Below are 25916 nucleotides of genomic sequence, written 5' to 3'. Positions count from 1 at the left end.
CCGGTGGTGGTGATCGGCGGCTCTGCCGGGGCGCTGGAGCCCCTGCTGCACCTCGTGCAGGGGCTGGAGGCAGGGTTCCCGGCGGCGCTGGTGGTGGTCATCCACATGCCGCCGGACCAGCCCAGTGCCCTGGCAGGCATTCTGGAGCGCGCCGGCCCCCTGCCGGCCGAGCAGGCGCGGGATGGACTGCTCACCCTACCGGGCCGGATCTACACGGCAGTTCCGGGCCATCACCTGCTGCTGGACGGCAGCCGCCTGAAGGTGTCGCTGGGCCCCCGCGAGAACCATGCGCGGCCGAGTATCGACGTGCTGTTCCGCTCGGCGGCGCGGGGCGGGCCAGGCACGGCCGGGGTCCTGCTCTCGGGGGGGCTCGACGACGGCGTGTCGGGCCTGTGGGCCATCCGGCGCTCGGGTGGGCGGGCCCTGGTGCAGCACCCGGAAGAGGCCGAGTCGCCCGAGATGCCGCTCAACGCCGTGCGGCAGGTGGACGTCCACGAAATCCTGAGGGCCGCCCAGTTGCCGGCCGCCCTGACCACCTGGGCCTGGGAGCGCCGGGCCCAGGGCACGGGCGACGCCGGGCCCGGCACCACCGAGCCTCCATCCCGACAGGGCTGGCCGAACATGAACGAGGACGAACGGCGCCGGCTGCACACCGAACTTCAGATCGCCGCCGGGCGGGACGCCCCAGAGCTGCTCGGTCAGGCGCCCCTCTCGCCCATGACCTGCCCGGAGTGCCACGGGGTCATGGTCCAGATCACCGAGGGGGCGACGCTGCGGTTCCGCTGCCATACCGGTCACGCCTTCACGGCCGGCACCCTGATCGCCGAGCTGCGGCGCGCCGCCGAGGAGAGCCTGTGGTCGGGCCTGCGCACCCTGCGCGAGAAGCAGTTCCTGCTCGAACATCTCGGCCAGCAGTTCAGCACCACCGGGCAGGCCGCTGAGGCCGCCGCACTGCGCAGTGAACTCGGGCGCACGGCGCGCTGCGCGGCGACCCTGCGGGAGACGCTGCTGGGCGACCACACCTGCGTCGCGTCGCCATCCGACCTAGACCGGGAAAACGGCTGAAGGACGCCGGGCAACCGCACAGGGCAGATCGGTGGGCGACTGAGGACGGCCGAAGAGATACCCCTGACCGGTCTCGCAGCCCAGGGCCTGTAAGGTGCGGCACTCCGCCGGGGTCTCGATGCCCTCGGCGACGGTGCCCAGGCCGAAGCTGCGCGCCAGGGCGATGATGGCGCGCACGACCGCCGCCGAGGGCGAGTCGGTCTCTAGGCCGCGCACGAACGAGCGGTCGATCTTGAGGGTGTTCAGGGGCAGGCGCGAGAGGCAGCTGAGCGAGGAATAGCCGGTGCCGAAGTCGTCGAGGGCCAGGCGGACCCCCAGCCCCCGCAGATCGGCCATGCGCGCCGCCGACTTGCCGACGTCGTCCAGCACGACCCGTTCGGTCAGCTCCAGTTCGAGGCGGGCCGGGTCGAGACCGCTGCGCTCCAGCCAGCGCTCGACCGTCGCCACGAAGTCGGGGCGCGAGAACTGCAGGGCCGAGACGTTCACCGCCACCCGCATGGGCTCCCGGCACGAACACGCCGCTCCCTGCGCGCAGGCCTGGGCCAGCACCCACTCGCCGATGGGCACGATCAGTCCCGTTTCCTCGGCCAGGGGCACGAAGAGCTCGGGAGACACCGGGCCCAGCTCCGGGGGGGTCCAGCGCAGCAGGGCCTCGGTACCCACGGTCACGCCGTCGACGAGGCGCACCTGCGGCTGGTACACGACCCCGAACGTCTCGTGAGGCCGCCCGGCCGCCCGGCGCAGCAGCGAGACGAGATGCAGGCGCTCTCTGGACTGCCGGGTCATCTCGGGTTCGAAAAAGACAAAGGTATTGCGGCGCTGTTTGGCCTGGTACATGGCGGTGTCGGCGTAACGCAGCGTGGTCTGCACGTCCTGCTCGTCGTCGTCCACAAGCAGAATACCCACCGACGCGCCGAGGTACAGCTCGGCCTCGCCGACCTGCAGGGGGGGCGACAACGCGCCGAGAAGCCGCTGGGCCAGACCGGCCGCCGCCTGCGCGTCGGTGTGCGGCAGGATGATGCCGAATTCGTCGCCGCCCAGCCGCGCGAGGGTCTCATGCGGGCGCAGGCAGGCAGCGAGGCGACCAGCGACGAGACGCAGCACCTCGTCGCCCTCGAGGTGCCCGAGGGTATCGTTGATCTCCTTGAAATGGTCGAGGTCCAGAAACATCAGCCCCGGCTGCTGCCCCGGCATCCGGCGGGGGCCCAGGGTGCGCCGCCAGCGGTCGGTGAACAGCCGGCGGTTGGGTAGCCCGGTCAGCATATCGTGGTGGGCCTGGTGGTCGAGCTGCCGGTTCAGGCGGTGCTGTTCGGCCGCCACCGTGATGAGCCGCCGGGCGTGGGTGAGCACCTCGACTGCGCCCGGGGCCAGCGGACCCTCGGCGTAACGGTAGAGCGCCAGTGCGCCGAGATACTGTCCGTGACGGCCGAGCAGCGGCATGGAGGTCACCTCGCAGATGCCCCGGCGACGCAGCGGCGCGGTGAGGGCCGCCGGAGTGACCTCGGCCGGGAGCGCCGCGCCGGCCCGGGGACCGGCCGGCGAAGGAAAGGCCTCGTCCAGCCAGGGGGGGAACAGGCCGGCGAAGTCGTGGGGCGCCCCCGGCGCGGCGGCGAGGCTCAGGCCGCTCTGCCACAGGAACACGGCGCAGAAATGGCGGGGCAGCTGCTCGTCTACCGTGCGCGCCACCCCCTCGAGCAGCTGCGGCAGGGCGTGGCCGGCGGTGGTCTGGCGCAGCAGGGTGCCCAGCGCCTCCTGTTCGAGTTCGGCGGCCTTGAGCGCCGTCACGTCGTGGGCACTGAGAACGGTGGCCCTCACCTCGGGGTGCCCGAGCAGATTCAGGGCGGACCCCTGCAACCAGCGCCAGGTGCCGCCCGGTCCCCGGACCCGGTAGGGGCCCAGGGGCACCGCCGTGGGGACAGCGGTGGCCTGAGCGCCGGTGGCCATCAGCAGCGTCCAGAGCGGCGGGTAATCGTCGGGATGCATGAGGTCGCGCAGGTGCGTAGGGGCGGCCGAGGGCGGCACAAGCCCCGGCAGGTGCTGTCCGGCCTGGCCGCCGCACGACAGCACCGAGCCCTGACCGTCGAGGACGAACAGGTAGTCGATCCCGTGTTCGCTGAGCAGCGTGCTGAGGACCGTCCGGCCCCGGTCGGAGAGGCGCCACAGCGCGCTGGTCTTCTGAGACTCGCTCACGTTCGTCCTCGTTTCACAGGCGGTTCAACCCTGCCGGAGGCAGCAGGGATCTGATCGTCGGTGGAAAGGTGATGCTGACATCGCGCTGACAGACCTGACCCGACCTGCTTGGTATAGAGTTCAGTCTCAGTTGTAGGAAAAGCCTCAAGATGAGATTTCTGTTAACCTCTCTTCAAATGGACTGTGGTTTGAATGAGATTCAGATGAACTTATTTTCATGAAGTTTAGGCATCTTGCCGGTGCTCCTCCGCCGCGGTCAGCGGCATAACTCCTGATCCTTACCCAGCCCAGGCAGAACGCACAGAGGGCGAGTGCCTCCGTAGAGACCACTCGCCCTCGCTGACCTGCTTATTTGGGCCGCAGACGCAGCCGGGTACCCGGCGGAGGGGTTAGGCCATCTGCTCCCGCACGAAGGCCATCAGACCCTTGATGTACTCACGGTCGAACCGGAACTCAGCGCCGGCCGCGCGGTACAGCTCGGGGACGCTGACGGTGTTGCCCAGGCGCAGGGCAGCTTTGTAGCGGTCGAGTGCAGCGGCCGGATCGGCCTGGGCCGCGCGCCACAGGGCGACCGAGGCGAGGTAGCACATCGCGTATTCGATGTAATAGAAGGGTGCCTGGAAGATGTGGTAGTAGTGCCACCCCTTGGCGCGCACGTCCTCCAGCCCGTCCCAGTTCACGAAGGGGTGGAAGGTGCGGTCGAGTTCGAGCCATTTGGCATCAAGGTCGGCGACCGTGACGTGTTCGTTCGCCTCGGCATAGAGCCAGTGCTGGAAGGCGTCCATCTGCGCGGCCCAGGGCAGGAAGGCGATGACGCCCTCGAGTTGCTTAAAGCGGTAGCGCGCCAGTTCCTCGGGCGAGAAGACATGCGCGAGGTGGTCGAGGGTCAGGAATTCCATCGCCATGCTGGGAATCTCGACGAACTCGATGGGACTCCAGCGGTTCCAGACCAGGGGCTGCGCGTCGCCGCTGTAAAACCCGTGGAAGGCGTGCCCGACCTCGTGGAACAGCACGCGCACGTCTTCGGCGGTGCCCACCACGTTCATGAGGACGAAGGGTTCGTTGTGCACGGGAAAATAGGCGCAGTAGGCGTGCGTCATCTTGCCGGGACGCGATTCGAGGTCGAGCAGGCCGCTCCCGCGCATCTGCGTGAAGCGCGCGGCGAGGCCCTCGTCCAGACCCGCGAAGGCCGTAGCCGACAGCGTTTCGAGCTCCTCTCCGGTCGAGAAGGGCCGGAGGGGCTCGCGGCCCTGAGCGTCAAGGAGGTTGTTGCGGTTGTAGTCCCAGGGGCGCAGGCCCTCCAGCCCCAGGTCGCGGGTCAGGTCGCCCACCAGCCCGGAGAGCAGCGGCACGACCTCGTCGCGCACCGCCTCGTGAAAGGCGCGGCAGTCGGCCGGCTCATAGTCCACGCGGTCCAGCTGTTTCCAGACATAGTCCCGGAAGTTGCCCAGCCCGGCGTTGCGCGCGAACTGCCAGCGAATCTCGATGAGCCCTTCCATCACACGGTCGAGCTCTGGAGCCACGCCGAGGTTGCTCGCGGCCAGAGCGCGCCAGGCCGCCTCGCGCACCGTGCGCTCCGGGCTGTCCAGGCGCTGCTTGGCCTGCGGAATGGTCAGGGTTTTGCCGTCCAGCACGACCTGCTGATTGCCGGTCAGGACCGCGTGACGGTTCATGCCCTCTTGGTGGGTGACGCCCAGGTCCACGTTGGCTTCGCGGAACAGCGCCGCCTCGTCACGGAAACGCCGGTAGGTCAGGGCGAAGTCGGGCGCGGGGACATAGCCCGGCACCGCGAGCAGTTTCTCCTTGAGGGCCTGGTCCATGCGCTCGGAGGGCGGCACCACGTCCGCCACGAAGGCCTGGTAGCGGGCCTGCGCCGCTTCGTCGGCGGTGTGCAGGTCCTTGTCGACCGACAGCTTGGCACCGGCGTCCATGAACTCGGCCGTCAGGTCGCTCCAGCGCGTCAGCCAGGCCGGCACGTCCTGGGCGCCCAGGTCGGTGTCGAGCAGCGCCCTGTAGCGCGCCTCGTAGGCCGGCCAGTGCAGGGACGATTCGGGGAGCCCGAGCTTGGCCCGGGCGGCAGCAGGTGTGGCCGTCATGGCGGGCAGTCTAGAGCACGACCCCGGAGGTCAGGAAAAAAGCCGCCTCCACAGGGAAGGCGGCGTTCGGCCCGGGGGAACACCCCGGCATCCGGCGGAGCTCAGACCGGCTGCGCCTCAGTATTCGCGGCACGCTCCTGAAGGCGGCGGAAGGTGGCGAGGGCCTGGGCCACCACCTGGTCCATGTTGTAGTAGCGGTAGGTCGCCAGGCGGCCCACGAAGGTCACGTCCGCGCGGGCGTCGGCCAGGGCCTCGTACTTCTTGTAGAGCTCGGCGTTCTCGGGGCGCGGCACCGGGTAGTAGGGATCGCCCTCGGCCTGCGGGTATTCGTAGACCACGCTCGTGCGCGGCGCGACCTGCCCGGTGATGTACTTGAACTCGCTGATGCGGGTGAACCCGTAGTCGTTCGGGTAGTTGACCGTGCCGACCGGCTGGAACACTTCCTGGTCGTGCGTCTCGTGGCGGAATTCCAGGCTGCGGTAGGGCAGCTTGCCGTAGCAGTGGTCGAAGAAGGCGTCCACCGGGCCGGTGTAGATCATGTGCCGGTACTCGAGCAGCGGCGCGATCTCGCGGTAGTCGGTGTTCAGCATGACCTTGATGTTCGGGTGCGCGAGCATCTGCTCGAACATCCGGGTGTAGCCGTGCAGCGGCATGGCCTGATAGGTGTCGGCAAAGTAACGGTCGTCGCGGTTCGTGCGGGTCGGCACCCGGGCCGTCACCGAGGCGTCGAGCTCGCTGGGATCCAGGCCCCACTGCTTGCGGGTGTAGCCCCGGAAGAACTTGTTGTACAGGTCACGCCCGACCTTGCCCACGACCACATCCTCGCTCGTCCGCACCTGCTCGACATTCTCGGCAACCGAAGCGAAGAAGTCCTCGACCTGAAAGGAGGTCAGGTTCAGGCCGTAGAGCTTGTTGACCGTGTCGAGGTTGATGGGAATGGGCAGCAGCTGACCGTCCACGCTTGCCAGCACGCGGTGCTGGTAGGGTCGCCATGCGGTGAAGCGCGACAAGTAGTCGAACACGTCCTTGCTGTTCGTGTGGAAGATATGCGGCCCGTAGGGATGGATCAGGATGCCTGCGTCGTCGTAGCGGTCGTAGGCGTTTCCCCCGATATGAGGGCGGCGGTCCACGATCAGGATACGGGCGCCCGTGCCGGCGAGGCGCTCGGCGAGCACGCTCCCGGCAAAGCCGGCACCGACGATAAGATAGTCGAAAGGAGCTGGAGCATCGGCAAAATCAGTCATCATGACCTGCTACGTAGGAAAAGGGCTGCCCCTGCGCGGAGTAGCTGCGCTCGGCGGCGGCCTGGGCGATGAGATCGCGCATCTCGCCCCAGGTGCGGTCCCAGGACAGGGTCGAGAGATGGCGGTCGGCGCGCGCGCGGCGCTCCTGGCCTGCCGGCGTGCCGATCTCGGCCAGCGCGGCGGCGCAGGCGGCCTCGAAGGCGTCCACGCCGTCGGCGATACGGGCCAGGTCCAGGTCGCCGTAGGGCCGGATCACGTCGCGGATGCCGGTGCTCACGACCGGCACGCCGGCGGCGAGGTACTCGGGCGTCTTGGTCGGGCTGATGAACTCGGTCGCCTCGTTGCGCGCAAAGGGCAGCAGGGCCACGTCCCAGTGCGCGAGGTAGGCGGGCAGTTCGTTGTACGACTTCATGCCCAGGTAATGCAGGTTCTCGGCGCGCGGCAGGTCCTCGGGAGCGATCTTGACGACCGGCCCCAGCATCACGAGCTGCCACTCGGGACGGCGACGGGCGAGCTCACCGATGAGGGCGATATCGAACCGCTCGTCGATGACGCCGTAGAATCCCAGGCGCGGCCGGGCGAGCTCGGCCTGGTCGGCCGGGTCGGGCAGATGCTGGCGGGCCTGGGCGAAGTGACCGACCTCCACGCTCGAGGGAAAGGCGTAGACGCTGGGATGCTGCTCGGTCTTGGCCTCGTAGAGCCGCTGACCTCCCGTGAACACGAGGTCGGCGCGGCGGAACAGGGCCTGCTCGCGGCTGCGCAGTTCCGGCGGCGCACCCCGAAAGTTAGCGAGTTCGTCCATGCAGTCGTACACGACCACGCGCGGCTGCAGTTCGGCCGCGACCGGCAGTTCCATCGGGGTGTAGACCCACAGGTCGTAGGTCTCCAGACCTTCTGTCTCGACAAGGCCGGCCAGAAGGCCCGCAGTGCGGGCCTGCGACTCGGCCGGCGAAAATCCGGCGCGGACGTGAGGCGTGCACACGATCACCCCCGACTCGTCGCGGCGGCGCGCGAGGTGATCGGCGAAGTCACCGAACATCGGTTCCTCGATGTAATACACCGCGCGGCTGTGGGCGGCGCGGGTCATCAGATGCTGGGGACGCTGAAAGACAAAGTCCCAGCGCAGGTGGGCCAGGACCAAGAGCGCGGGGGACTCGGCATTAATAGGTAAGACAGGAATTGACACAGTGATGGTCCCCTTGAAAAAGAAATCTATTTTCTGCGTGCAGCTTAGCGTCGCCTCTCTGTCCAACGTTCCGGTGGGCCTTCATCTTTCCATCAGCAATAGCGGTATCACGGGGTTTCTCCGCATCGCTGGGCGGTGCTACGCTGGGCAGCGTCTGTGCCTCCCGTCTGCCGCGCTGCCCCGAACCCCCGCGTGGTGGTCGCCATTCCTGCCCGCGACGAGGCCGGAGGAATCGCCCGCACCCTGCGGGCCCTGGGAGAACAGGTGGACGCCACCGGTGCGCTGCTGAGAGACTTCACCGTTCTCGTTCTGGCGAACAACTGCGCCGACGACACCGCCCGGGTGGCCCGTGAGGCCGCGCCGCCGGGCCTGCAGGTACAGGTCACGGAGGTGACGCTGGCACCCTGGGAGGCCGGAATCGTCGCCGCGCGGCGACGCGTACTGGACCACGCCGCCGCGCTGGCCGGCGAGGACGGCGTGATCGTGAGCACCGACGCCGACACCCTGCCCGCCCCGCAGTGGCTGAGCGCCCTGCTCGGCGCCCTGGCCGCCGGAGCCGACGCCGCCGCGGGGCGCATCCTGCTTGATCCGGCACAGCGCGCGGCCCTACCTGCGGCTGCGCGGCGCACGCACCTTCTGGACAGCGCCTACCGGCAGGCAGTGGCCGAGGTTCACGCGCGCCTCGACCCGGTGTTCCACGACCCCTGGCCCCGGCACTGGCAGCATTTCGGGGCCAGTCTCGCGCTGAGCGTGCGCGCCTACCGGGCAGTGGGCGGCGTGCCGGACGTGAGTTGTCTGGAGGACGTAGCCCTGGTGGGCGCCCTGCGCCGCGCCGACCTGCACCTGCGCCACACCCCACAGGCCCGCGCCTGGACGAGCGCGCGCCTCAGCGGCCGGGTACCGGTGGGCCTCTCGACCCAGCTCACGCAGTGGGCACAGGCCGGGGATGGCTGGACCGTCCCCGGCGCCGCCGAGACGCTGGCCCTGGCCCGCGCCGAGGCGGCGCTGCGCCGGGCCTGGGACCACCGCGACCCGGGCAGCCGCTCTCTCCTGCCGGAGCTGTGGCGCGTGGACGGCCCCGAGATGGCCGCGGTGCTGGAGGCCCCGACCTTCGGCCTCGCGCTGGAGGGCGCGCACTGGGCGCGCGAGGCGGGAGGACTGTGGCGAGGCGCCTATCCGCCGGTGGCGGTCACGCAGGCGCTGGCGGAACTGCGGGCGGCGCTGCCGGCCTTGCGCCTCCTGGGGCCGCCCGCGCCGCCCCTGTGGTCCGCCGGGTGGGCGGACCCGGCTCAGCCCGTCCGCTCCAGCACGTCGAGCCGGTAGCCCTCGCGGTCGTCGCCATGACGCTCGGCGTGGACATGGCGCAGGCCGGCTCCGACACGGCGCAGCACGGCCGCGTGCACCGCGTCGCCGGTCTGGGGGTAGTCGTGGACCTGCGGCGTCCAGTGCACGAGCAACAAAGCACCGCCAGGAGCGAGGCGCTCCAGCAGACCGTCGAGCGCCCGTTCGAGATCGTCCGGCGAGAGGTAGTACAAGACCTCCGAGAGCACCACGAGATCGAAGGGTCCCCCGAGCTGCGCGAGGTCGTCCGGCAGGCGGCGACGGGCGAAGGTGACGTGCGCGCCCACTGGGCCGGCAGACAGGCGGGCGCGGGCGCGGCCCAGGGCCTTGTCGTTCACGTCCACGCTGAGGAGATGGTCGACCCGCCCGGCGAGCCGCGCGGTCAGGACGCCGATGGAGCAGCCGACCTCCAAGCCGCGTCCATATTGGTCGCGGGGCAGTGCGGCGAGGGTACGGGCGTATTTGGCGGCCTCGTAGGCACTCGTCTCGAAATGCCAGGGGTCGTCGCTGGCGCCGTACACGTCCTCGAAATAGCGGTCGGGCAGGGTCATCCCATCATCTCCTCGAAATACAGCTCGGGGCCCTCAAGCGCGCGCCGCACCATCTCGGGCGCGAGCGTGAAGCCGCCGGGGTCGTCGGTGACGCGCCCCAGTTGGGTGGCGTGCGCGGCGACGGCGCGCGCCTTGGCCGCGCGGTGCTCGCCCACCGCCCACGTCCAGGCACGGGCCTCGGTGGGCGCGGGCCAGTCGGCGACCGCGCCGCGCTCGGCCAGCCACACGGCGTACCCCAGCACCCGCGCGCCGGGTGGACAGGCGGCCGTCAGCGGTTCCCAGGCGGCGCGGTGGTCGGGATGAGGGTCGCGCCGCCAGGGCAGCAGCAGCGTGGCGGGCGGCGCGGACACGAAGGCGGCGCGGACCAGGCGCTCGACCTCCGCCGGGTCGCAGGCTGCCAGCGCGCCGTCGGGCAAGTTCAGGGCGGCGGTCCGCTCCGGGGGGACGCCCAGCACGCCCAGACCGGCGCGCCATTCCGCCGCCCTCTCGGCTGCCAGCCGGTCGCGGGGAAACTCCCGCGAGCCGGGATGCGAGAACCCCCCGTCGGTGAGCAGCAGTGCCCAGACCTCGCGCCCGGCAGCCGTAAGGGCGGCCAGCAGCGCCCCGCAGCCCAGCGCCTCGTCGTCGGGATGGGGCGCGGCCACCCACACCGGCCCCAGCAGCGTCAAGGGGTCCAGGGGAGCGGAATGCTGAACGGCGGGAGCCCGGCCGGCCGTACTCCCGCCGCTCAGCATTCCACGTCCCCGTCGGGGTCCCAGGGGTCGGCGCCCGAGTCCGGGACGACAGGGCTGTCCAGCACCCAGGCGCCCAGGGCAAGCCGCGCGGCGTCAGGGGCAGGTTGGCGCAGGTACATGCGCAGGTCGCGGATCACCCGTTCGGCAGGGTGCGGCGCGAGCAGGCCGCGCGCGCCCACCGCGCGCTCGGTCGCCTCGGCGGCGTGCAGGCAGGCGTCCTCGGTCACGGTCCGGGCCAGGGCCACGTAGGCCAGGGCGCGTTCCGTGGGCGCCGTGTCCAGCAGGCGCGCCGCACGGCGCGTGACCTGCCACGCGGCTTCCAGCCCGGCCGCGACTCCGGCAAAGCGCAGGCGCTGGGCGTCGTCGCCCTGCCGGCCCAGGCCGCGCAGTACGTCCCGCGCGGCAATGAGGGCCGCGTCGGCCCCGCCGAGCTGCGCGGCCAGGAACCGCAGCGCCCCGCCGCCGAAGTCCGGCTGCGCGTAGTAGTCGCCCGGCGCGCCGATCAGGTCGTCTGGTCCTGCCTCCAGATCGTCGAGATCAGCGCGGAAGCTGACAGTAGGTCCCATGCCCATCGGCGCCCAGAAGGTGGGGTCGAAGCGCTCCGGGGGCACGGGGGCGGGCAAGAGCACGAGGATCCGGCCGGCGCCGCCCGGCAGTTCGGCAGGAAGCAGCGGGCGGGTGACGTGGCCCGAGCCGGAAGTGAAGGTCTTGTTGCCGAGCAGCCGCCAGCGGCCCTCCCCGGTCTCTTCGAGGTGCAGGCCCGGCGCGGCCTCGGTGTTCCAGACGCCGAACAGTTCTCCGGCGCGGGCGTCGGCCGCCGCGCGGGCGCGCTGACCGGGCGTCCCGAAGCGCGCGACGAGCAGCAGGGCGTTGAGATGCCCCTCGTAGAGCCGCGCGACCGGCAGACTCTCGCGGCCGATCCGGCGCAGCAGGGCGAGCAGGCCCGCGCCGCCCCCCAGCCCCAGGCCGCCTTCCTCGGAGGTCAGTGTGACGGTGAGCAGCCCGGCCTCCCGCAACGCGGCGAAGGACGCTGCCGGAAACTGACCGTCGCGGTCGCGCGCCGCCGCCTCGGCCGCGACAGTGGGGGCAGCCCTGGCAAAGCGGATGAGCGCCTCACGGCCGGGGTCGGTGGAGGCCGGCGCGGCCAGACCGGAAGACGGACCGGGTTCGGACTCGCCCGACTCGGCGCGCTGCGCGCTCGCCAGGGCGGCGGCCAGCGCGGGGTCGGCGGCGCGGCCGCCCAGGGCGTCGGGGTAGTCCCACAGGCCGTTGTGACAGTGGCGGTCGTCATCCCAGCCGGGGTGGTTCACGACCGGATACAGGCACACCCCCTCCACCGGGACCCCAGCGGCGCGCGCCGCGAGCGCCTCGTCGGCCACGCGGGCGAACCAGGCGGCGCGCCCGTCGTCCTCGGTGCCGGTTTCGGCAATCATGAGGGGGCGCCCGTAGCGGGCCCAGACCTCGGCCATCAGCTCCCGCAGGGGCCGGTGCGCCGGGTGGCCCATGTGCAGCACCTCGCGCAGGTGGTGTTCGGGGTGATGGTGCCACTGGTTGTAGGGGTAGTAGTTCAGGCCGACCACGTCCACGTAGGCCTCGCCGCCCCCGAGTTCGGGGTGCAGGCGCCCCAGCAGCATGTCCAGCGCGGCGTACTGCGACTCGTGATTGCCCTGTGCGTGCGGGCGGTCCTCGGGACGCTCGGGGTGGGCCTGCACGGCGATGAGCGGCTCGGCGTGCAGGAAGCGGGCGGCGGAGTCGGTGGCCCGCACCGCGTCAATCGCCTGGATGGAAGCCCGCACGAGCTGGCGCTTGAGGGTATCGCCGCGCCCATGCGCGAAGGGATTGAGGTAGCCCACGTCCCCGCCGCCCCAGGCCATGAAGGAGATCTCGTTGACGGGGCAGATCCACAGTTCGCCCTCTGTCTCGGCGCGCAGGAACTCGGCCGCCGCGCGGGCGAAACGGGCGAAGATCTCGGGAAAGTCGGGGGCGAACACGTCCACGAAATCCGGCGAGCCGTAGTGCAGCAGGTCCCAGATGACCTGCACGCCGGCCTCGCGCGCCGCCGTGACCTGCGCCTGCGCGGAGGTGAAGTCGTACTCGCCCGGGACCCGCTCGATGAGGTGCCACCTCAGGCCGTCGCGGGCCGTGCGCAGGCCCGCCGCCGCGAGCCGGGCATAGTCCTGGGCGGCGAAGCGGTCGTGCCCCGTCGCGTCGATCACGTCGATGCGGCGCCCCGAGGGCCGGCGCTGGGTCGAGCACTCGAAGCCCCCCATGAAAAAGGACCGGAAGGTGGGCGGCGCGTTCCCCGCAGGGGCCAGGGACAGCGGGGCAGGCAGGGTGGTCATGCCGTCCAGCATCCCGCACCCCCTGTGAAGCGCTCTGAAGGGAACGTTCATGTGGCGGCGTTCCGCTGGCCGGCCTACACTGCGGGGGTGATGCGCGCCGTGTCTGCCGTGCTGCTCCTGTTCCTTCTCGGCCCTGCCCAGGCGGGGGCGGGCCAGGCCGCGCCGCGCGAGGTGGCGTCGCCGGCGACCGGCGGCCCGGCCGAGCTGACCACCCTGGCCCGCAGCGGCGCCGGGCTGGTCCTGGCCTGGACCGAGCGCACGCCGCAGGCCACCCAGGTCCGCGCCGCGCTGCTGCCCCGGGGAGAGACGAACTGGCGGCCGCTGGGCGGGGTGCTGAACGGCGACCCGCGCTTTAACGCCGCGCAGCTCAGGTCACGCGAAGGGGCAGGCGGGCAGGTGTGGCTGGGCTGGTCCGAGGACAGCGGCGAGGCGCATGTGGACTCCTGGCTCATGAGCGCCTGGACCGGCGCGGCCTGGAGTGACCCAGCGCGCTACGCCGTGCGCCGCAACCTCAGCGACGCGGGCAAGTCGCGCGCCTTCGACGTCCTGCCGGGCGGCCTGCCCACGCTGGCCTGGACCGACGTGTCGGCCGCCGGAGCGGTGGGCGACGTGGTGCGCCCACTGAACTGGCAAGCCCAGGGCGGCCAGAACGGAACCTGGACTCCGGGACCTGTGCTCAGCGACCCGCGAGAGGCCGCCTTCGCCCCCGACCTGCGGGTGCGCGCGGGCCTGCGAACGGTCACCTATCTGCAGGGCGACTTTGCCACCATGCAGGTGCTCACGCAGCGCGAGACGGCGCCGGGTCGCTGGGCCCGGGTGGGCGGAGCCGTGAACCGCGCGCCGGGCACCTTCACGGCCGACCCCCACCTCGTGCTCGACGCCGGGGGGCACCCGGTCGTCGCCTGGATCGAGGCCGATCCCCGCCCCGAGGGCGGCCCCGACCGCCTGTTCGTGAGCCGCTGGACCGGGCGCGCGTGGGAGCCGCTGGGCGGCGCGCTGTTTCCCGCACCCCAGAGTGCCGAGGCCCCCACCCTGGCCCTGACCCCCGGCGGCGAGGTGCGCGCGGCGTGGCTGGCGGGGGGACAGGTCCGCGCCGCGCACTGGACCGGGCGCACGTGGCAGGCCTATGCGCTGCCCGATACCCGGCAGGCCACGAGCCCCAGCCTCAGCCCCGACGGCGCGTACCTGTCCATCAGCGACGGCGGCAGGCTGCGGCTGTGGGCGCTGCCTTGAAAGAGGGGCGGACCGCACCGCGGGGAGACCGCTGAAGACCCGGAAACCGGAAGAAAGCCTGTAGGCCGGCTTCTGCGCCCCACCCTCCGCACTTGCTAAGGTGGACCGGTGCCCCTCTCCTCTGCCCGGTTCCCGCACGCTGTCCCGCCCCAGGTGAGCCGATGAGCGGCGGGCTGGTCGCGCTGCTCGACGACGTGGCGGCCATTGCCAAACTGGCGGCAGCCTCGGTGGACGACATCGGCGCTGCCGCCAGCCGCGCGGGCATCAAGGCCATCGGCGTCGTCGTGGACGACACAGCGGTCACGCCGCGCTACGTCACCGGATTCCGGCCCGAACGCGAACTGCCGATCATCTGGCGCATCGCCAAGGGGTCGCTGCGCAACAAGATCGTGTTCATCCTGCCGGCGGCGCTGCTCCTGAGCCAGTTCCTGCCCTGGGCCATCACCCCGATCCTGATGGTGGGCGGCGCCTACCTGTGCTTCGAGGGCGCCGAAAAGGTCTACGAGGCACTCGGCGGCGGCCACGGCCACGCCGAGGAAGCCGGCGCGGAGGTCGGCACCCCCGCCCACGAGGAGCAGATGGTCTCGGGAGCGGTGCGCACCGACTTCATCCTCTCGGCCGAGATCATGGCGATCTCGCTGGGCGAGGTGGCGCAGGAGCCGCTCTTTTCGCGGGCGCTGATCCTGATCGTGGTGGCGCTCGTCATCACGCTGCTGGTGTACGGCCTCGTGGGCCTCATCGTGAAGATGGACGATATCGGCCTGCGGCTCGCCCAGAGCGGCTCGGGTGCGGCGCGCGCTGCCGGACGCGGACTGGTCAAGGGGATGCCGGCCGTCATGTCGGTCCTCTCGGTCGTGGGCACGGCTGCGATGCTGTGGGTGGGCGGACACATCGTGCTGGTGGGCCTGGAGGAGTTCGGCGTGGGTGGCCCGCTGCATTTTTTCCACGGCCTCGCGGTGTCGGCCGGGCACGCTCTCCCCTTTGCCGAGGCGGCTGTTGAGTGGCTCGTCGAGACGTTGGGGTCGGCGCTCGTGGGGCTGATGCTGGGCGGCATCATCGTCGCGGTCATGCACCTGCTGCCCAAGAAGGGCGGCCGGGCGGCGGCCCACTGAGCGCCCGGCGGGCCACAGGCGCGGTCAGCCGCGGCGCTTGTGACCTGCGTCCTTCCCGCGTTGCCCCGGCATCGGCTACACTGCAACGTTGAATGTTGCGCCCCGCGCCTGGGTGCGCGGAAGGAGCAAGCACAGATGACGGTACAGGAACAGCCGGTGGGCCTCGCCCCCGCGAAAAAAGTTGGATTCATCAGCCTGGGGTGTCCCAAGGCGCTCGTAGACAGCGAACGCATCCTGACCCAGCTCCGGGCCGAGGGCTATGAGGTCGCGCCGAGCTACGAGGACGCGCAGGCGGTCATCGTGAACACCTGCGGCTTCATCACTCCGGCGGTCGAGGAGTCGCTCGCGGCCATCGGCGAGGCGCTCGACGCCACAGGCAAGGTCATCGTGACCGGCTGCCTGGGCGAGCGCCCCGAGAAGATCCTGGAGCGTCACCCCAAGGTCGCGGCGATCACCGGCAGCGAAGCCGTGGACGACGTGATGGGCCACGTCCGCGAACTGCTGCCCATCGAGCAGGGGGCATTTACCGGCCTGCTGCCGGTCGCGGCCCCCGGCACGCGGGCGGGCGTGGCCGTCCCCGAGCGTGAGGCCACACGCCACGGCGACGTGTTCGCGCCGAGCGTGCGCCTCACGCCCCGGCACTACGCCTACGTCAAGATCGCCGAGGGGTGCAACCACACCTGCTCGTTCTGCATCATTCCCAAGCTGCGCGGCAAGCAGGTCAGCCGTGACGCGGGCGCGGTGCTGTACGAGGCCTTCCGGCTCGTGGCGGGCGGCACCAAGGAACTCGTCGTGATCTCGCAGGATACCTCGGCCTACGGGGTGGACGTGCGCCACCGCGAGAGCGAATTCCAGGAAGGACAGGTGCGCGCGCACCTCACCGACCTCGCGGTCAAGCTCGGCGAGATGGGCGCGTGGGTGCGGATGCACTACGTCTATCCCTACCCGCATGTTGAGAAGCTGGTCGAACTGATGGCGGCGGGTAAGATCCTCCCCTACCTCGACGTGCCGCTGCAACACGCCTCGCCGCGCGTGCTGCGTGCCATGCGCCGCCCCGGCGCGGGCAAGCAGCTCGACACCATCCGGCGCTGGCGCGAGATCTGCCCCGAGCTGACCATCCGCTCGACCTTCATCGTGGGCTTTCCCGGCGAGACGGAAGCCGAATTCCAGGAACTGCTGGACTTCCTGGAGGCGGCGCGGCTCGACCGCGTGGGCGCCTTTCCCTACAGCGACGTGGACGAGGCCGACGCGGGCGCCCTGGACAACCCCGTGCCCGAGGAGGTCAAGCAGGAGCGCCTGGCCCGCTTCATGGAGATCGCGCAGCGGATCAGCGCCGAGAAGCTGGCCGAGAAGGTCGGCCGCGTGATGGACGTGATCGTAGACGAGTTCAATGACGAGGACGACGACGCCCCCGGCACCCGCCTCATCGGCCGCACAAAGGGCGACGCTCCCGGCATTGACGGGCAGGTCTACCTGTACGCAGGTGACTTCGCCGGACAGGTCAAGATCGGGGACATCGTGCAGGCCCGCATCGAGGAGAGCGACGAGTACGACCTCTTCGGCGAGGTCGTGGCGCGGCCCGAATGGCGCCCCAACGTGCCGCAACTCGGGCACTTCGGCAAGCACTGAGCCGCGCAGGGGTGGGGGCGGAGCAGACCGGAGTCCTTCCGGGAGCTGCTCCGCCCCTCTCCTAGTCTCCCCCGGGCAGGTCGGGGGTCAGGTCCAGACGCAGCAGGTAGGGGTCCGGGCCGCCGCGTCCCTGGTAGCGCGTCAGCAACTCGCTCAGGTCGCGCTGCAACGCCTTGGCATCGGCGCGGGTGAGGAGCAGGCGGTCGAGCGTCACGAACAGGGCGGGGGCGCCGGGACCCTGCAACTCGGCATAGTCGAAGTCGCCCGCACGCGGCGTGATGTCGGCGACCACGAGGTCCCCCTCGCGGAACAGCCGCAGCCCGATCTCTCCTTCGTCGCGCACGAGCTCCATCGCGGCCCGCACGAGCGCGCGGTTGAGGTGCGCCTGCACGCCGGCGCTGTGCAGCCCGACCAGCTCTTCGAGGCTGCCCAATGGGGTCAGCGCGTAGGGGATGAGCAGGGCGTCGGCCACCGCGCGGTAGTGCCGGATGGGCCGGCCCCGGCGCGCTTCCAGGTGATCCTCGACGACCAAGCCGGCGCGCAGTAGTCGCCGTACCCGGTGGTGGGCGGCGTTCAGGGGCAGCCCGAGATGCGCGGCCAGGGGCCCGGCAGCCCACGGGCGCAGCATGAGCGCCGAGAGCACCCGGGCATAGTCGGGGTCCAGGCACAGCTTGGCCGCCTCCGGGCTGTGCAGGGTGTACCACTCGCGCGCCATACCCCAGGGTAACGGCCGGTCCCTACTCGGTGCCCCTGCTTGCGGGTCGAGTAGAGGAATGCGACCCTGGATCATGACACTCTCCTCTTCACCTCCCGGCCAGGATCCCGGCCGCCTGCGGGCCGCCGAGGCGCTGTGGAACCCGGCCCTCCTGCCTGACCCCTACCCGCACTACGAGACGCTGCGGGACCTGGGCGGCGGGCTGATGTTCCTGCCCGAGTGGAACGGCTGGTTTCTGACCTCACACGCGGCCGTCAGCGCGGTGCTGCGGTCGCCGGCCGCGCGCAGCGGCGGGGGTACCGAGGCCATGACGCCCACCGACGGGACGCGGCTCCTGCAGGGCATGATGCTGTGGCGCAACGGGCCCTCGCACCAGCGGCTCCGGGGCCTGGTGTCGGCCGCCTTCACGCCGCGGGTGGTTGAGGAACAGCGCGACCTCGTGCGCGGTCTGTTGCGCGAACTGCTCGCCTCCTGGTCGGGCCGGGCCGAGGTGGACGTGGTCGCCACGCTGGCGCACCCGCTGCCCGCGCGGGTCATCATGGCGATGCTGGGCCTGAGCGGCGACGACGAGGCCCGGTTCGTGCGCTGGTCGAACAGCGTGGCCGAACTGCTGGGCGGCGCGCAGGGCTCGCCCGACCTCCTGGCCCGCATTGATGCCGACGCCCGCGAGATGCGCGGCTACTTCCGCGACCTCGTGGAAGAGCTGCGCTCGTCTCCGCGCCCCGGCCTGCTCTCGGCGCTGGCGGCGGCCGAGGACGGCGGCGAGCGCCTGAGCGGTGACGAACTGCTGTCGAACGCCGTGCTGCTCCTTACGGCCGGACATGAGACGACGAGCAACCTTATTCCCGGCGGCCTGCTGGAGCTGTCCAGGCAGCCGGACGCCTGGGCGGCCCTAGCCGAGAACCCCCGGCACCCCGGCGTAGCCGACGAGCTGCTGCGTGTGGTCTCGCCCGTACAGATCGACGGCCGTCAGCTCACCGCCGACCTGAGCGTGGGTGAGCATACCCTGCGCGCCGGGCAGTTCACGCAGCTGCTGCTGGGAGCAGCCAACCGCGACCCGGCCGTGTTTCCCGAGCCCGCGCGGATCAACTGGGACCGGCCGAACAGTGCCCGGCACCTGGCCTTCGCGGCCGGGCCGCACTACTGCCTGGGGGCCAGCCTCGCGCGGCTGGAGATCGCGGAGGTCTTCGCAGCCATCGCCGAGACATTCCCGGACCTACGCGTGACCGACCCGCAGCCGCCCTACAAGCCCAACACGGTGCTGCGCGGGCCGGCCGAGCTGCGGGTCCGGCCGGGTTAGCTCCCCAGCCGCTCCGGCAGACTGAATTCTCCAGCGCGGATTTCGGCAGCGCTCGGCGCGCGGCCCAGCCGAAGCAGTTCCTCGAAGGCGATCAGGTCGCGGTCGCGGCCCATACCGCTCGCTGCCACGGCGTGGTCTCCGGCGAAGGCGAACTCAATGAAGTTCAGGGCCTCGGGGTCGCCCCACACGTGGGTCTCGTTCAGCGAGTCGGCGTGGCCCACGTAGCGCAGGCTCTTGCCGTACTGCTGGGTCCAGAAGAACGGCACGCGCGCGTCCATCGGCGCGGCGCCTGGAGCGTCCAGAATCGCCTGCGCTGCCACCAGACCGTGTTGCAGGGCCACGCGCCAGTGTTCGACCCGCATCTGGCCGAGCACGGTCGGCGCCGCCGCGATGTCGCCCGGGGCATAGAGGTCGGGAGCCAGCCGCAGCGCGGCGTCCACCTCGACCCCGCCCTTCTCACCCCGCCAGTCGGCCAGCAGGTCCGTGTTGGGCGACACGCCGATGCCCAGCAGCACGAGGTCGGCGTCCAGACGCTCACCCCCTTTCAGGGTGACAGCCTCCACCTGTTCGCCGCCCTCCAGGCGCTCGACCTCGGCATTCAGCACAAAATGCACGCCCTTGTCCTCGTGCAGCCTGCGAATGGCGCGGCCCACGCGGGGGGTCAGGGCGCGGCTCAACACCTCGGCGTCCTGGCCGACAACGGCGACCGACTGCGCGCCGCCCTCGCCCACCAGGCTCGACGCTGCCTCCAGCCCGATGAAACTGCTGCCCACCACAACCACGCGCGCGCCCTGGGCCGCTGCCCGCAGGGCCTGGGCATCGGCGAGGGAGCGCAGCGGGTAGACCCCCGGCAGGTCGGCACCGGGCACCTTCAGGGGTTTGGGATTCGCCCCGGTCGCCACGACGACGCGGTCATAGGTCAGGGCCTCACCGCTGGCGAGGTGCAGGGTTCTGGCCGCGTGATCGAGCTTCTCGGCGCGCACCCCCTCGCGCAGGGTCACGCTGTTCTTCTGCGCCCAGTCGGCGCCGCCCAGGGGCAGAGTCTCGGGCTTCTTCTTGCCGCTCAGGTAGGCCTTGCTCAGGGCGGTGCGGTCGTAGGGAGCCCGTTCCTCCTGCGTCACCATCGTCAGGTCGCCCGTATAGCCGCCTGCGCGTAGGCTCTGGGCCACCATGAATCCGGCGGCCCCGCCCCCCACGATGACAGTATGGCCGTCCGCCGAGCCCTGGGGCGGACGCGCGGGTTCTTCTGCCTCTTCACCCACTTCCCAGGTGTCGCCGTCACGGGTCAGGGCGTAGCGTTTCAGGCCGTTCAGAGCGGGCGGTTCAAGCAGATGGCCGTCGCCGGCGTCGAAGGTCGCATGGTGCCAGGGGCACACCACCCGCGCGCCGCAGCGCAGCCCCTGACCCAGGTCAGCGCCCGCGTGGGGGCATTTGGCGTCGAAGGCGCGCAGTTCGTCACCGTCGCGCACGAAGAGAATCTTGCGTTCGCCGTGCGGAAACGAAGCCATGCCGCCGTCGGGAACGTCGGCGGTCCGGACACGGAGGGGGGAAAGGGTCATGCCTGCGCCTCCTGGGCAGTCAAGAGCGCCAAGACGTCCTGCGGGCGCTCCAGAGGAATGAAGTGGCCGCTGCCACGAAGGGCGACGGCGCGGGCCTGCGGCAGCGCGCCGAGCACCTTCCGGCGGATGGTGTCGGGGGTGATCGCCGGGTCGTCCTCGGAGTACAGCACCGTGACGGGCGCACGCAGGCCACCGAGCTCGCTGCGGATGTCCTCCAGGCTTCCCACATCGGGCCAGGCGACCCAGGCTTCGGCATCGGCGCGCAGGCCGTCGCGCACGAGGCCGTCGAAATCTTCCTGCGGCACGGGCGCCCGGATGACGTCGTGGTACTGCCGGGTCAGCGCGGCCGCGTCGCCGTGTGCGGCGCGCAGCCGGGCGCGGTCCTCATCCGACATCGGCTCGGGAGTGGGCGGCGAGGGCGCGATCAGCAGCAGTTCGTCCACGAGGTCGGGGTACCGGGCCGCGAGCAGCACGACCACCTTGCCGCCCATCGAGTGCCCGGCGAGGCGGTAGGGCCCCTCCCCCGCCGCGCGCAGGGTCAGGGCCAGCGACTCGGCCATGTCGGCGGTCGTCTGGCCGGGGCGGCCAGCGTCCGCGTTGTCGCCGAAGCCCGGCAGTTCGGGGGTTAGCGCTCCGCCGGGCAGGTCTTCCAGAACCCGCCGCCATATCCCGCGCGAGGTTCCGAAGCCGTGGACGAGCGCCCAGCGCCGACCCGCTGCGGGCGCGGTCATACCGGCACCTTCAGGCTGGCCGGTTCGGTCGTGAACTCGAACATCTCGCCGTGCGGCACGAGCGTGATCTGCCCGAACTGTTCGAGGACCTGACGGTAGGCGGCCTCGACCGGGCGGGGATTGCGGGCGAGGTCGTACAGGCCCACGGCGTTCACGCGCCCGTTGAGCTCGGCGAGCGAGGTGTCCCAGTCGATCTGGTCGGTCAGCGAGTACCACGTGAAGCCCACCACCGGCACGTCGGCCCGGCGCAGGTGCAGCACGTTGATCCACTGCTTCCATAGCCAGCTCGGGTTGCGCTCGGTGTCGAAGGTATTCGTCTCGGTATGCATCACAGGCTTGTGGTAGCGGTGGTAGAACCGGCAGGCGAGTTCGTGCCAGCCAAGCACGTCCTCGGCCAGTACCTCGCTGCGGTCGGGCAGCACGATGCGCTCGTTGCGGCCGTAGTAGTCGTTGCCGATGATGTGGTGGCCCGGCGGCTCGCAGGACATGAACCACTGGAACTCGGCGTCGGTCATGCCGTGGTCGCGGACGTGCCGGTAGACCTCGGCGTCGGGCAGCTTGGCGTACAGCAGGTCCAGCGAGAGGTAGCTGAGCTTGTTGTGCAGCCGCAGGTCGTCGCGCGGGGTGGCGCAGGCGTCGTGCAGGTACTCCGCACTCTCACTCTGGACGAAGATGGCGTCGGGACGCTGCTGCACGACCGCCTGACAGGCCAGGCAGCTCGCCGCCGCTGCGTGTTTGAGCGCCGTGATGAAGGCGCGCTGACTCTTCATCCCCTCGTTCCAGAGACCGTCGAGGGCACTCGTGCGGGCGGTCACGTAGATCTCGTTGACCGGGGTGAAGAAGCGCACCCAGCTGTAGCGCCGCGCGACCTCGCCCGCGTACACGGCGAAGTGGGCCGGGAACTCGGGATTCTGGAAGTCGCCCAGCCAGTCCGGCAGCCCGAAGTGCAGCAGGTCGAGGATGGGAATGATGCCCAGCTTCTTCAGGCGGCCCATGACCTCGTCGGCGAATTCCCAGTCGTACTTGCCGGGCGCCGGATTTACGAGGTGATAGGGCAGGCCGTAGCGCAGGTACTTGATGCCCAGGCCGTGCACGAGGTCGAAGTCCTGTTCCCAGTGCTCGTAGTGCCCGCACTCGCGCATCTGGTCGCGCCGCACCTTGTCGCCGCCGGGGCCGCCGCGCACGAGCGGATACGAGCACTCGATCCCGGTAGCGAACATGAAGTTGCCCCGGTGACCGGTCGGCTGGCCCTCGCCGTGCGAGCCGTGCTTCCCGGCGAACTCGCTGCCGGTGTAGACCTTGCGGCCCTTCACCCTGGGGTCAATGCGCTCCAGCGCCGCCAGGAAATTGTCCTTGGGCATGGGATTCAGCTCCTCTCGGGCGCCGCGCCCCGGAACACGTCACGGCCCTCAAAACGTTCCAGGGCGACCGGGCGGCCCCCCTCGTGGGCACTCTGGTAGATGGCCGCCATGATCTTCTGGTCCTGCAATCCTTCCTCGCCGGGGGTGTAGGGCGCGCACCCCTCCTGAATCCGACGCGAGAAGTGGTCGGTCTCCAGTCTGAACTGGTCTTCCGGGGGCACGCGGACCTCGGTCACGTCCTGGCCGGTCTGTACAGTCAGCCGCAGGTTCTGATAGTCGAAGGCCGGGTCGATGGCGAGCCGCCCCTCGGTACCGAACACGTCAATGCTGCGGGCCGTCGCCGCGCCGTACGAGCAGGCGCACTGGGCCACGACGCCGCTGGGGAAGCGCATCTGCCACGTCACGCTCTCCTCGACTTCCCTGAACCGTTCGTCTCCCGGTGTCGAGTACAGGGTGCCGCTGACCTCGTAGGGTTCCTCACCCAGCAGGAAGCGCACCGTGTTCACGCAGTACAGCCCCACGTCCGGCAGCGAGCCGCCACCCGCCAGCTCACGCCGCAGGCGCCACTGTCCCTCGTTGGGCTCGACCTGCACGTTCACCGAGTGCATGAGCTTGATCTGCCCGAGGCGCCCGGACTGCACGGCGTCGCGCGCGGCCCAGTGGTGCGGGGTGTACTGGCAGCGGTAGGCGGTCATGAGGAACACGCCCGCGTCCTTGCAGGCCCTGACCATCGCCTCGGCGTCCTCGACGCTGGTCGCCAGGGGCTTTTCACACAGCACGTGCTTGCCGATCTTGGCGGCGCGTTCAGTGTATTCGCGGTGCAGGCTGTTGGGCAACACGATGTAGACCGCGTGCACGTCGTCCCGCTCGCCCAGTTTCTCGAAGTCGTCGTAGCTGTAGGCGTCGGCTTCGGTCAGACCGTAGGCCAGCGCGGCCGCCCTGGCCTCGGCGGGGTCGCCGCTCACGACGGCCGCGAGGCGCGAGGCCCGCCCCACCGCAAAGGCGGGCAGCAGTTCCTCGAGGGTCAGTTTGCCCAGCCCGATCACGGCGTATCCAGTCTGCTCGGGCTTGGGCTGCGGCAGGGCGGTCTGTTCTCTGGATTCGGTCATGCGCGGTGCTCCTTGAAATCGCTCAGCAGCGCGTCGGCGGTGCGTAGGCTCAGGGCCATCTGGGTCAGGGCGGGATTGACGCTCAGGGCGCTGGGAAAGGTCGAGTTGTCACAGATGCGCAGGCCCGCGAGGTCATGCGCGCGGCCGTAGGGGTCCACGACGCTCGTCGCCGGGTCGGCGCCCATGCGCGCCGTACCGATGGTGTGGGCGGCGCGCGGCAGTGACCACACGTCCTGCGCGCCGATACGGGCCCACAGGTCGCGCATGAGGGCCTCGGCGTGCTCGGTCATGCGGCGCTCGTTGTCGCCGAAGGTGAAATGCACGCGCGGCTTGGGCAGCCCGCGCACGTCGAGTTCGTCCGAGAGCTCGAGGTAGTTGTGGTCATAGGGCAGGCACTCGCCAAGAACGTTGATGCCCGCGACATGGTTGTAGCGGCTCAGGTGACGCACGAGTTCGGGACCCCACTTGCCGGTGCCGCGCGCGTACTGCGTGGCGTAGGTCACGGGCATGACGCCCAGCGACTGCAGCAGGTAGCCGCCGACCAAGCCCGGCAGGCGGTGAGTGTCCTCGCTGATGAGGCCGCCGGGAATGCCCTTGTAGGGGCGCAGGTCGTCCTCGACCAGTCCCCAGACCTGCACGCCGACGTGCGCCATGAAGTTGCGCCCGACCTGACCGCTGCTGTTGGCCAGGCCCTGCATAAGCAGCATCCGGGGCGTCTCGATGGCCCCGGCGGCCAGCACGACCACACGCGCCCCGAGCCACTCTTTTTCCTCGCCGCGCGTGAATTCGGCGCCGGTCACGCGGCCGTTCTCGACCGTCAGGCCGGTGACGAAGGCGCCGTCCACGATGGTCGCTCCGCGGGCCTCGGCCAGCGCCAGGAAGGTGATATCCATGCTGGCCTTGGCCCCCACCGAGCAGCCCGCCTGGCAAAAGCCGCGGTTGGTGCAGACGTGGCGGGTGCCGTAACCCTCCTGCTCCTGGGCGCGGCTCAGGGCGGCGTTGGCGGCCGGCGAGGTCCGCATCCCGATCTCGGCGCAGGCCTTTTCCATCAGGCGGGCCGCGCCGTTCATGGGCAGCGGGGGGTGGCGGTAGGGCTGCTTACGTGGCGAGCCCCAGGGGTACTCGGCGGGGCCGGAGACGCCGATGAACTGCTCGATCTCGTCGTAGTAGGGTTCGAGGTCCGCGTAGGTCAGCGGCCAGTCCACGCCCTGCCCGAACTCGGTGTGCAGCGCGAAGTCGTCGGCCTGGGCGCGCGGCGTGTAGGCAGTGTAGTGCAGCGTGCTGCCGCCCACGCCCCGGCCGCTGTTGTTGCGCCCGAACGACACGGCGTCGCCGCCCGCCGAGAGCCGCTCGTCCATCCAGAAGATGCCCGCCTGCGCGACCTCGTCGGTGGCGATCTGTTCGGGCGGATGGCGCACGCCGGCCTCAAGGGCCGCGACCTTCAGGCCCGCCGAGGCCAGGCGCGCCAGCAGCGGCGACCCACCGGCCCCCGTACCGATAACCAGCACGTCGAGATCACGGGGCAACTCAGCGTGCGGCATGGCTCGCCTCCCAGCCGGTCACCGGCGCGGCACTCCCAGGGCCCGCATTGGCCTCACGCGGTTCCAGGGTGTTGGGCGTGACGGCCGGCCAGCCCGGCACGTCGGCGAAGCCCGCATAGCCGAAGCGGTATTGGGTCAGGGGGTGCGCCATGAAGGCCTCGGTCAGTTCGGCCAGCAGGTCCTCGAAGGCGTGGGCCTGCGCCCGTTGCAGCGCGTGAATCGCTCCGTCCTGCTCGGCTTCCGGCCGCGACCCGAAGTCGTGGGGCAGCGCGGCGATCAGCGCGCGGTAGGCCTCGCCGTCGGGCAGCGTGTCGTCGTAGCGCCAGCCGTCCGTGACGCCCGTATGCAGGCGGTGGTCCACCGTCCCGGTGAGATCGATCTCGGCCGGGTCGTGGGGCAGCAGACGCACGGCCAGCGAGCGGAGCTGCGCGAACTCGGCCTCGGTGAAGAACTGGCGCTCATAGCGGGCGTCGAGGCGTTCGAGCAGCACGCGGCGCGTCGGGGCACTCACGAAGGGCGAGTGGAGGTGAGCGAGCACGGCGGCCCGTTCATTCTGGGTGGAGGTCACAGCTCACTCCACAGCACTGTTCCGGGAAAAAGTGAAAAAGTGGACATGACCGCTAGCCTAGTGACCACGCCTCCAGCGCTTTCGAAGCAATTCTTACGGTTCTGGTGGTCACCTGAAAGTCGTCACGTTTGATGTTGAACCTGTCTAGATGATTTCAGGGCCTGACCAGCTTTCCTGTGAACCGCCCTTCCGGCCCCGAAAATATTCCTGCGTGAGCTGCGCCACAGAGGACATGCCGCCCCCACCCCGGGGAGCAGACTCTGGGTAGAAGCGTTCGCAAGACGGAGAACCCTTCGAGTGCCCAGGCCC

20 protein-coding genes are annotated in these 25916 nt (G+C 70.7%); 6 read left to right on the top strand and 14 right to left on the bottom strand.

The window, feature by feature from the left end; all coding sequences use genetic code 11:
* Nucleotides 1–9 precede the first annotated feature (9 nt).
* Nucleotides 10–1065 (top strand): chemotaxis protein CheB, encoded by a 1056-nt coding sequence (locus tag ASF71_RS12395; RefSeq protein WP_082505985.1) that lies wholly within the window; start codon nt 10–12, stop codon nt 1063–1065.
* On the opposite strand, the gene ASF71_RS25125 is transcribed toward ASF71_RS12395, so the two are convergent.
* From ASF71_RS25125 to ASF71_RS12375, 4 genes are all read right to left on the bottom strand, one after another.
* Nucleotides 1045–3255: a bifunctional diguanylate cyclase/phosphodiesterase gene (locus ASF71_RS25125; protein ID WP_056300356.1), complete on the bottom strand. Its 2211-nt coding sequence runs from the start codon at nt 3253–3255 to the stop codon at nt 1045–1047. The two genes, ASF71_RS12395 and ASF71_RS25125, sit on opposite strands and share 21 nt — an antisense overlap.
* 389 nt (nt 3256–3644) lie before the next feature.
* Nucleotides 3645–5351 (bottom strand): M3 family oligoendopeptidase, encoded by a 1707-nt coding sequence (locus ASF71_RS12385; RefSeq protein ID WP_056300354.1) that lies wholly within the window; start codon nt 5349–5351, stop codon nt 3645–3647.
* Between the two features lie 101 nt (nt 5352–5452).
* The gene (glf, locus tag ASF71_RS12380) at nt 5453–6595 is read right to left on the bottom strand and encodes a UDP-galactopyranose mutase (RefSeq protein WP_056300573.1); all 1143 of its coding nucleotides are present in this window, start codon (nt 6593–6595) and stop codon (nt 5453–5455) included.
* Entirely contained in the window at nt 6588–7787 is a 1200-nt protein-coding gene (locus ASF71_RS12375) for a glycosyltransferase family 1 protein (RefSeq protein ID WP_056300570.1), read from the bottom strand. The genes glf and ASF71_RS12375 overlap by 8 nt, the downstream gene beginning before the upstream one ends.
* A gap of 150 nt (nt 7788–7937) precedes the next feature.
* Between ASF71_RS12375 and ASF71_RS12370 the strand changes: the two genes are divergently transcribed.
* Nucleotides 7938–9104, top strand: a complete 1167-nt coding sequence (locus ASF71_RS12370; RefSeq protein WP_082505970.1) for a glycosyltransferase family 2 protein — start codon at nt 7938–7940, stop codon at nt 9102–9104.
* On the opposite strand, the gene ASF71_RS12365 is transcribed toward ASF71_RS12370, so the two are convergent.
* From ASF71_RS12365 to ASF71_RS12355, 3 genes are read right to left on the bottom strand one after another with little or no spacing between them, the layout of a single operon-like run.
* On the bottom strand, nt 9071–9673 hold the full coding sequence (locus tag ASF71_RS12365; protein ID WP_056300351.1) for a class I SAM-dependent methyltransferase: 603 nt from the start codon (nt 9671–9673) through the stop codon (nt 9071–9073). The genes ASF71_RS12370 and ASF71_RS12365 overlap by 34 nt on opposite strands.
* Entirely contained in the window at nt 9670–10341 is a 672-nt protein-coding gene (locus tag ASF71_RS12360; protein WP_235514397.1) for a PIG-L deacetylase family protein, read from the bottom strand. Before ASF71_RS12360 ends, ASF71_RS12365 begins: the two co-directional genes overlap by 4 nt.
* A 59-nt stretch (nt 10342–10400) precedes the next feature.
* On the bottom strand, nt 10401–12749 hold the full coding sequence (locus ASF71_RS12355; protein ID WP_235514393.1) for an acyl-CoA dehydrogenase family protein: 2349 nt from the start codon (nt 12747–12749) through the stop codon (nt 10401–10403).
* 90 nt (nt 12750–12839) lie between these two features.
* On the opposite strand from ASF71_RS12355, the gene ASF71_RS12350 reads away from it, so the two are divergent.
* The 3 genes from ASF71_RS12350 to rimO all read left to right on the top strand — a co-directional run bounded on the left by ASF71_RS12350 (nt 12840) and on the right by rimO (nt 16723).
* Nucleotides 12840–13982, top strand: a complete 1143-nt coding sequence (locus ASF71_RS12350) for a hypothetical protein (RefSeq protein WP_082505983.1) — start codon at nt 12840–12842, stop codon at nt 13980–13982.
* Nucleotides 13983–14143: 161 nt separating this feature from the next.
* On the top strand, nt 14144–15094 hold the full coding sequence (locus ASF71_RS12345) for a DUF808 domain-containing protein (protein WP_056300336.1): 951 nt from the start codon (nt 14144–14146) through the stop codon (nt 15092–15094).
* Nucleotides 15095–15229: 135 nt separating this feature from the next.
* Nucleotides 15230–16723, top strand: coding sequence for a 30S ribosomal protein S12 methylthiotransferase RimO (rimO, locus tag ASF71_RS12340; RefSeq protein ID WP_056300333.1), 1494 nt, complete (start codon nt 15230–15232; stop codon nt 16721–16723).
* Nucleotides 16724–16784: 61 nt separating this feature from the next.
* On the opposite strand, the gene ASF71_RS12335 is transcribed toward rimO, so the two are convergent.
* Nucleotides 16785–17438, bottom strand: a complete 654-nt coding sequence (locus ASF71_RS12335) for a winged helix-turn-helix domain-containing protein (RefSeq protein WP_056300331.1) — start codon at nt 17436–17438, stop codon at nt 16785–16787.
* A 73-nt stretch (nt 17439–17511) separates the two neighbouring features.
* Here ASF71_RS12335 and ASF71_RS12330 point away from each other — a divergent pair, with 73 nt between their 5' ends.
* Entirely contained in the window at nt 17512–18738 is a 1227-nt protein-coding gene (locus ASF71_RS12330; RefSeq protein WP_056300327.1) for a cytochrome P450, read from the top strand.
* Here ASF71_RS12330 and ASF71_RS12325 read toward each other — a convergent pair.
* The 6 genes from ASF71_RS12325 to ASF71_RS12300 are packed head-to-tail and all read right to left on the bottom strand — an operon-like array spanning nt 18735 to nt 25607.
* Nucleotides 18735–20297, bottom strand: a complete 1563-nt coding sequence (locus ASF71_RS12325; RefSeq protein ID WP_056300323.1) for an FAD-dependent oxidoreductase — start codon at nt 20295–20297, stop codon at nt 18735–18737. The two genes, ASF71_RS12330 and ASF71_RS12325, sit on opposite strands and share 4 nt — an antisense overlap.
* Nucleotides 20294–21028 (bottom strand): alpha/beta fold hydrolase, encoded by a 735-nt coding sequence (locus ASF71_RS12320; protein WP_056300318.1) that lies wholly within the window; start codon nt 21026–21028, stop codon nt 20294–20296. Before ASF71_RS12320 ends, ASF71_RS12325 begins: the two co-directional genes overlap by 4 nt.
* Complete coding sequence (locus ASF71_RS12315; protein WP_056300315.1) at nt 21025–22389, bottom strand: family 1 glycosylhydrolase; 1365 nt, start codon at nt 22387–22389, stop codon at nt 21025–21027. The genes ASF71_RS12320 and ASF71_RS12315 overlap by 4 nt, the downstream gene beginning before the upstream one ends.
* Before the next feature lie 5 nt (nt 22390–22394).
* Nucleotides 22395–23498, bottom strand: a complete 1104-nt coding sequence (locus tag ASF71_RS12310) for a Gfo/Idh/MocA family protein (RefSeq protein WP_056300312.1) — start codon at nt 23496–23498, stop codon at nt 22395–22397.
* The gene (locus ASF71_RS12305; RefSeq protein ID WP_056300308.1) at nt 23495–25039 is read right to left on the bottom strand and encodes a GMC family oxidoreductase; all 1545 of its coding nucleotides are present in this window, start codon (nt 25037–25039) and stop codon (nt 23495–23497) included. Before ASF71_RS12305 ends, ASF71_RS12310 begins: the two co-directional genes overlap by 4 nt.
* Nucleotides 25026–25607, bottom strand: coding sequence for a hypothetical protein (locus tag ASF71_RS12300; protein WP_056300306.1), 582 nt, complete (start codon nt 25605–25607; stop codon nt 25026–25028). Before ASF71_RS12300 ends, ASF71_RS12305 begins: the two co-directional genes overlap by 14 nt.
* Nucleotides 25608–25916 lie beyond the last annotated feature (309 nt).

This window comes from Deinococcus sp. Leaf326 (assembly GCF_001424185.1).
In the GTDB taxonomy this organism is placed as follows: Bacteria; Deinococcota; Deinococci; order Deinococcales; family Deinococcaceae; genus Deinococcus.
Note: the sequence above shows the minus strand (reverse complement) of the source record. Positions and strands in the feature narration are given on the sequence as shown.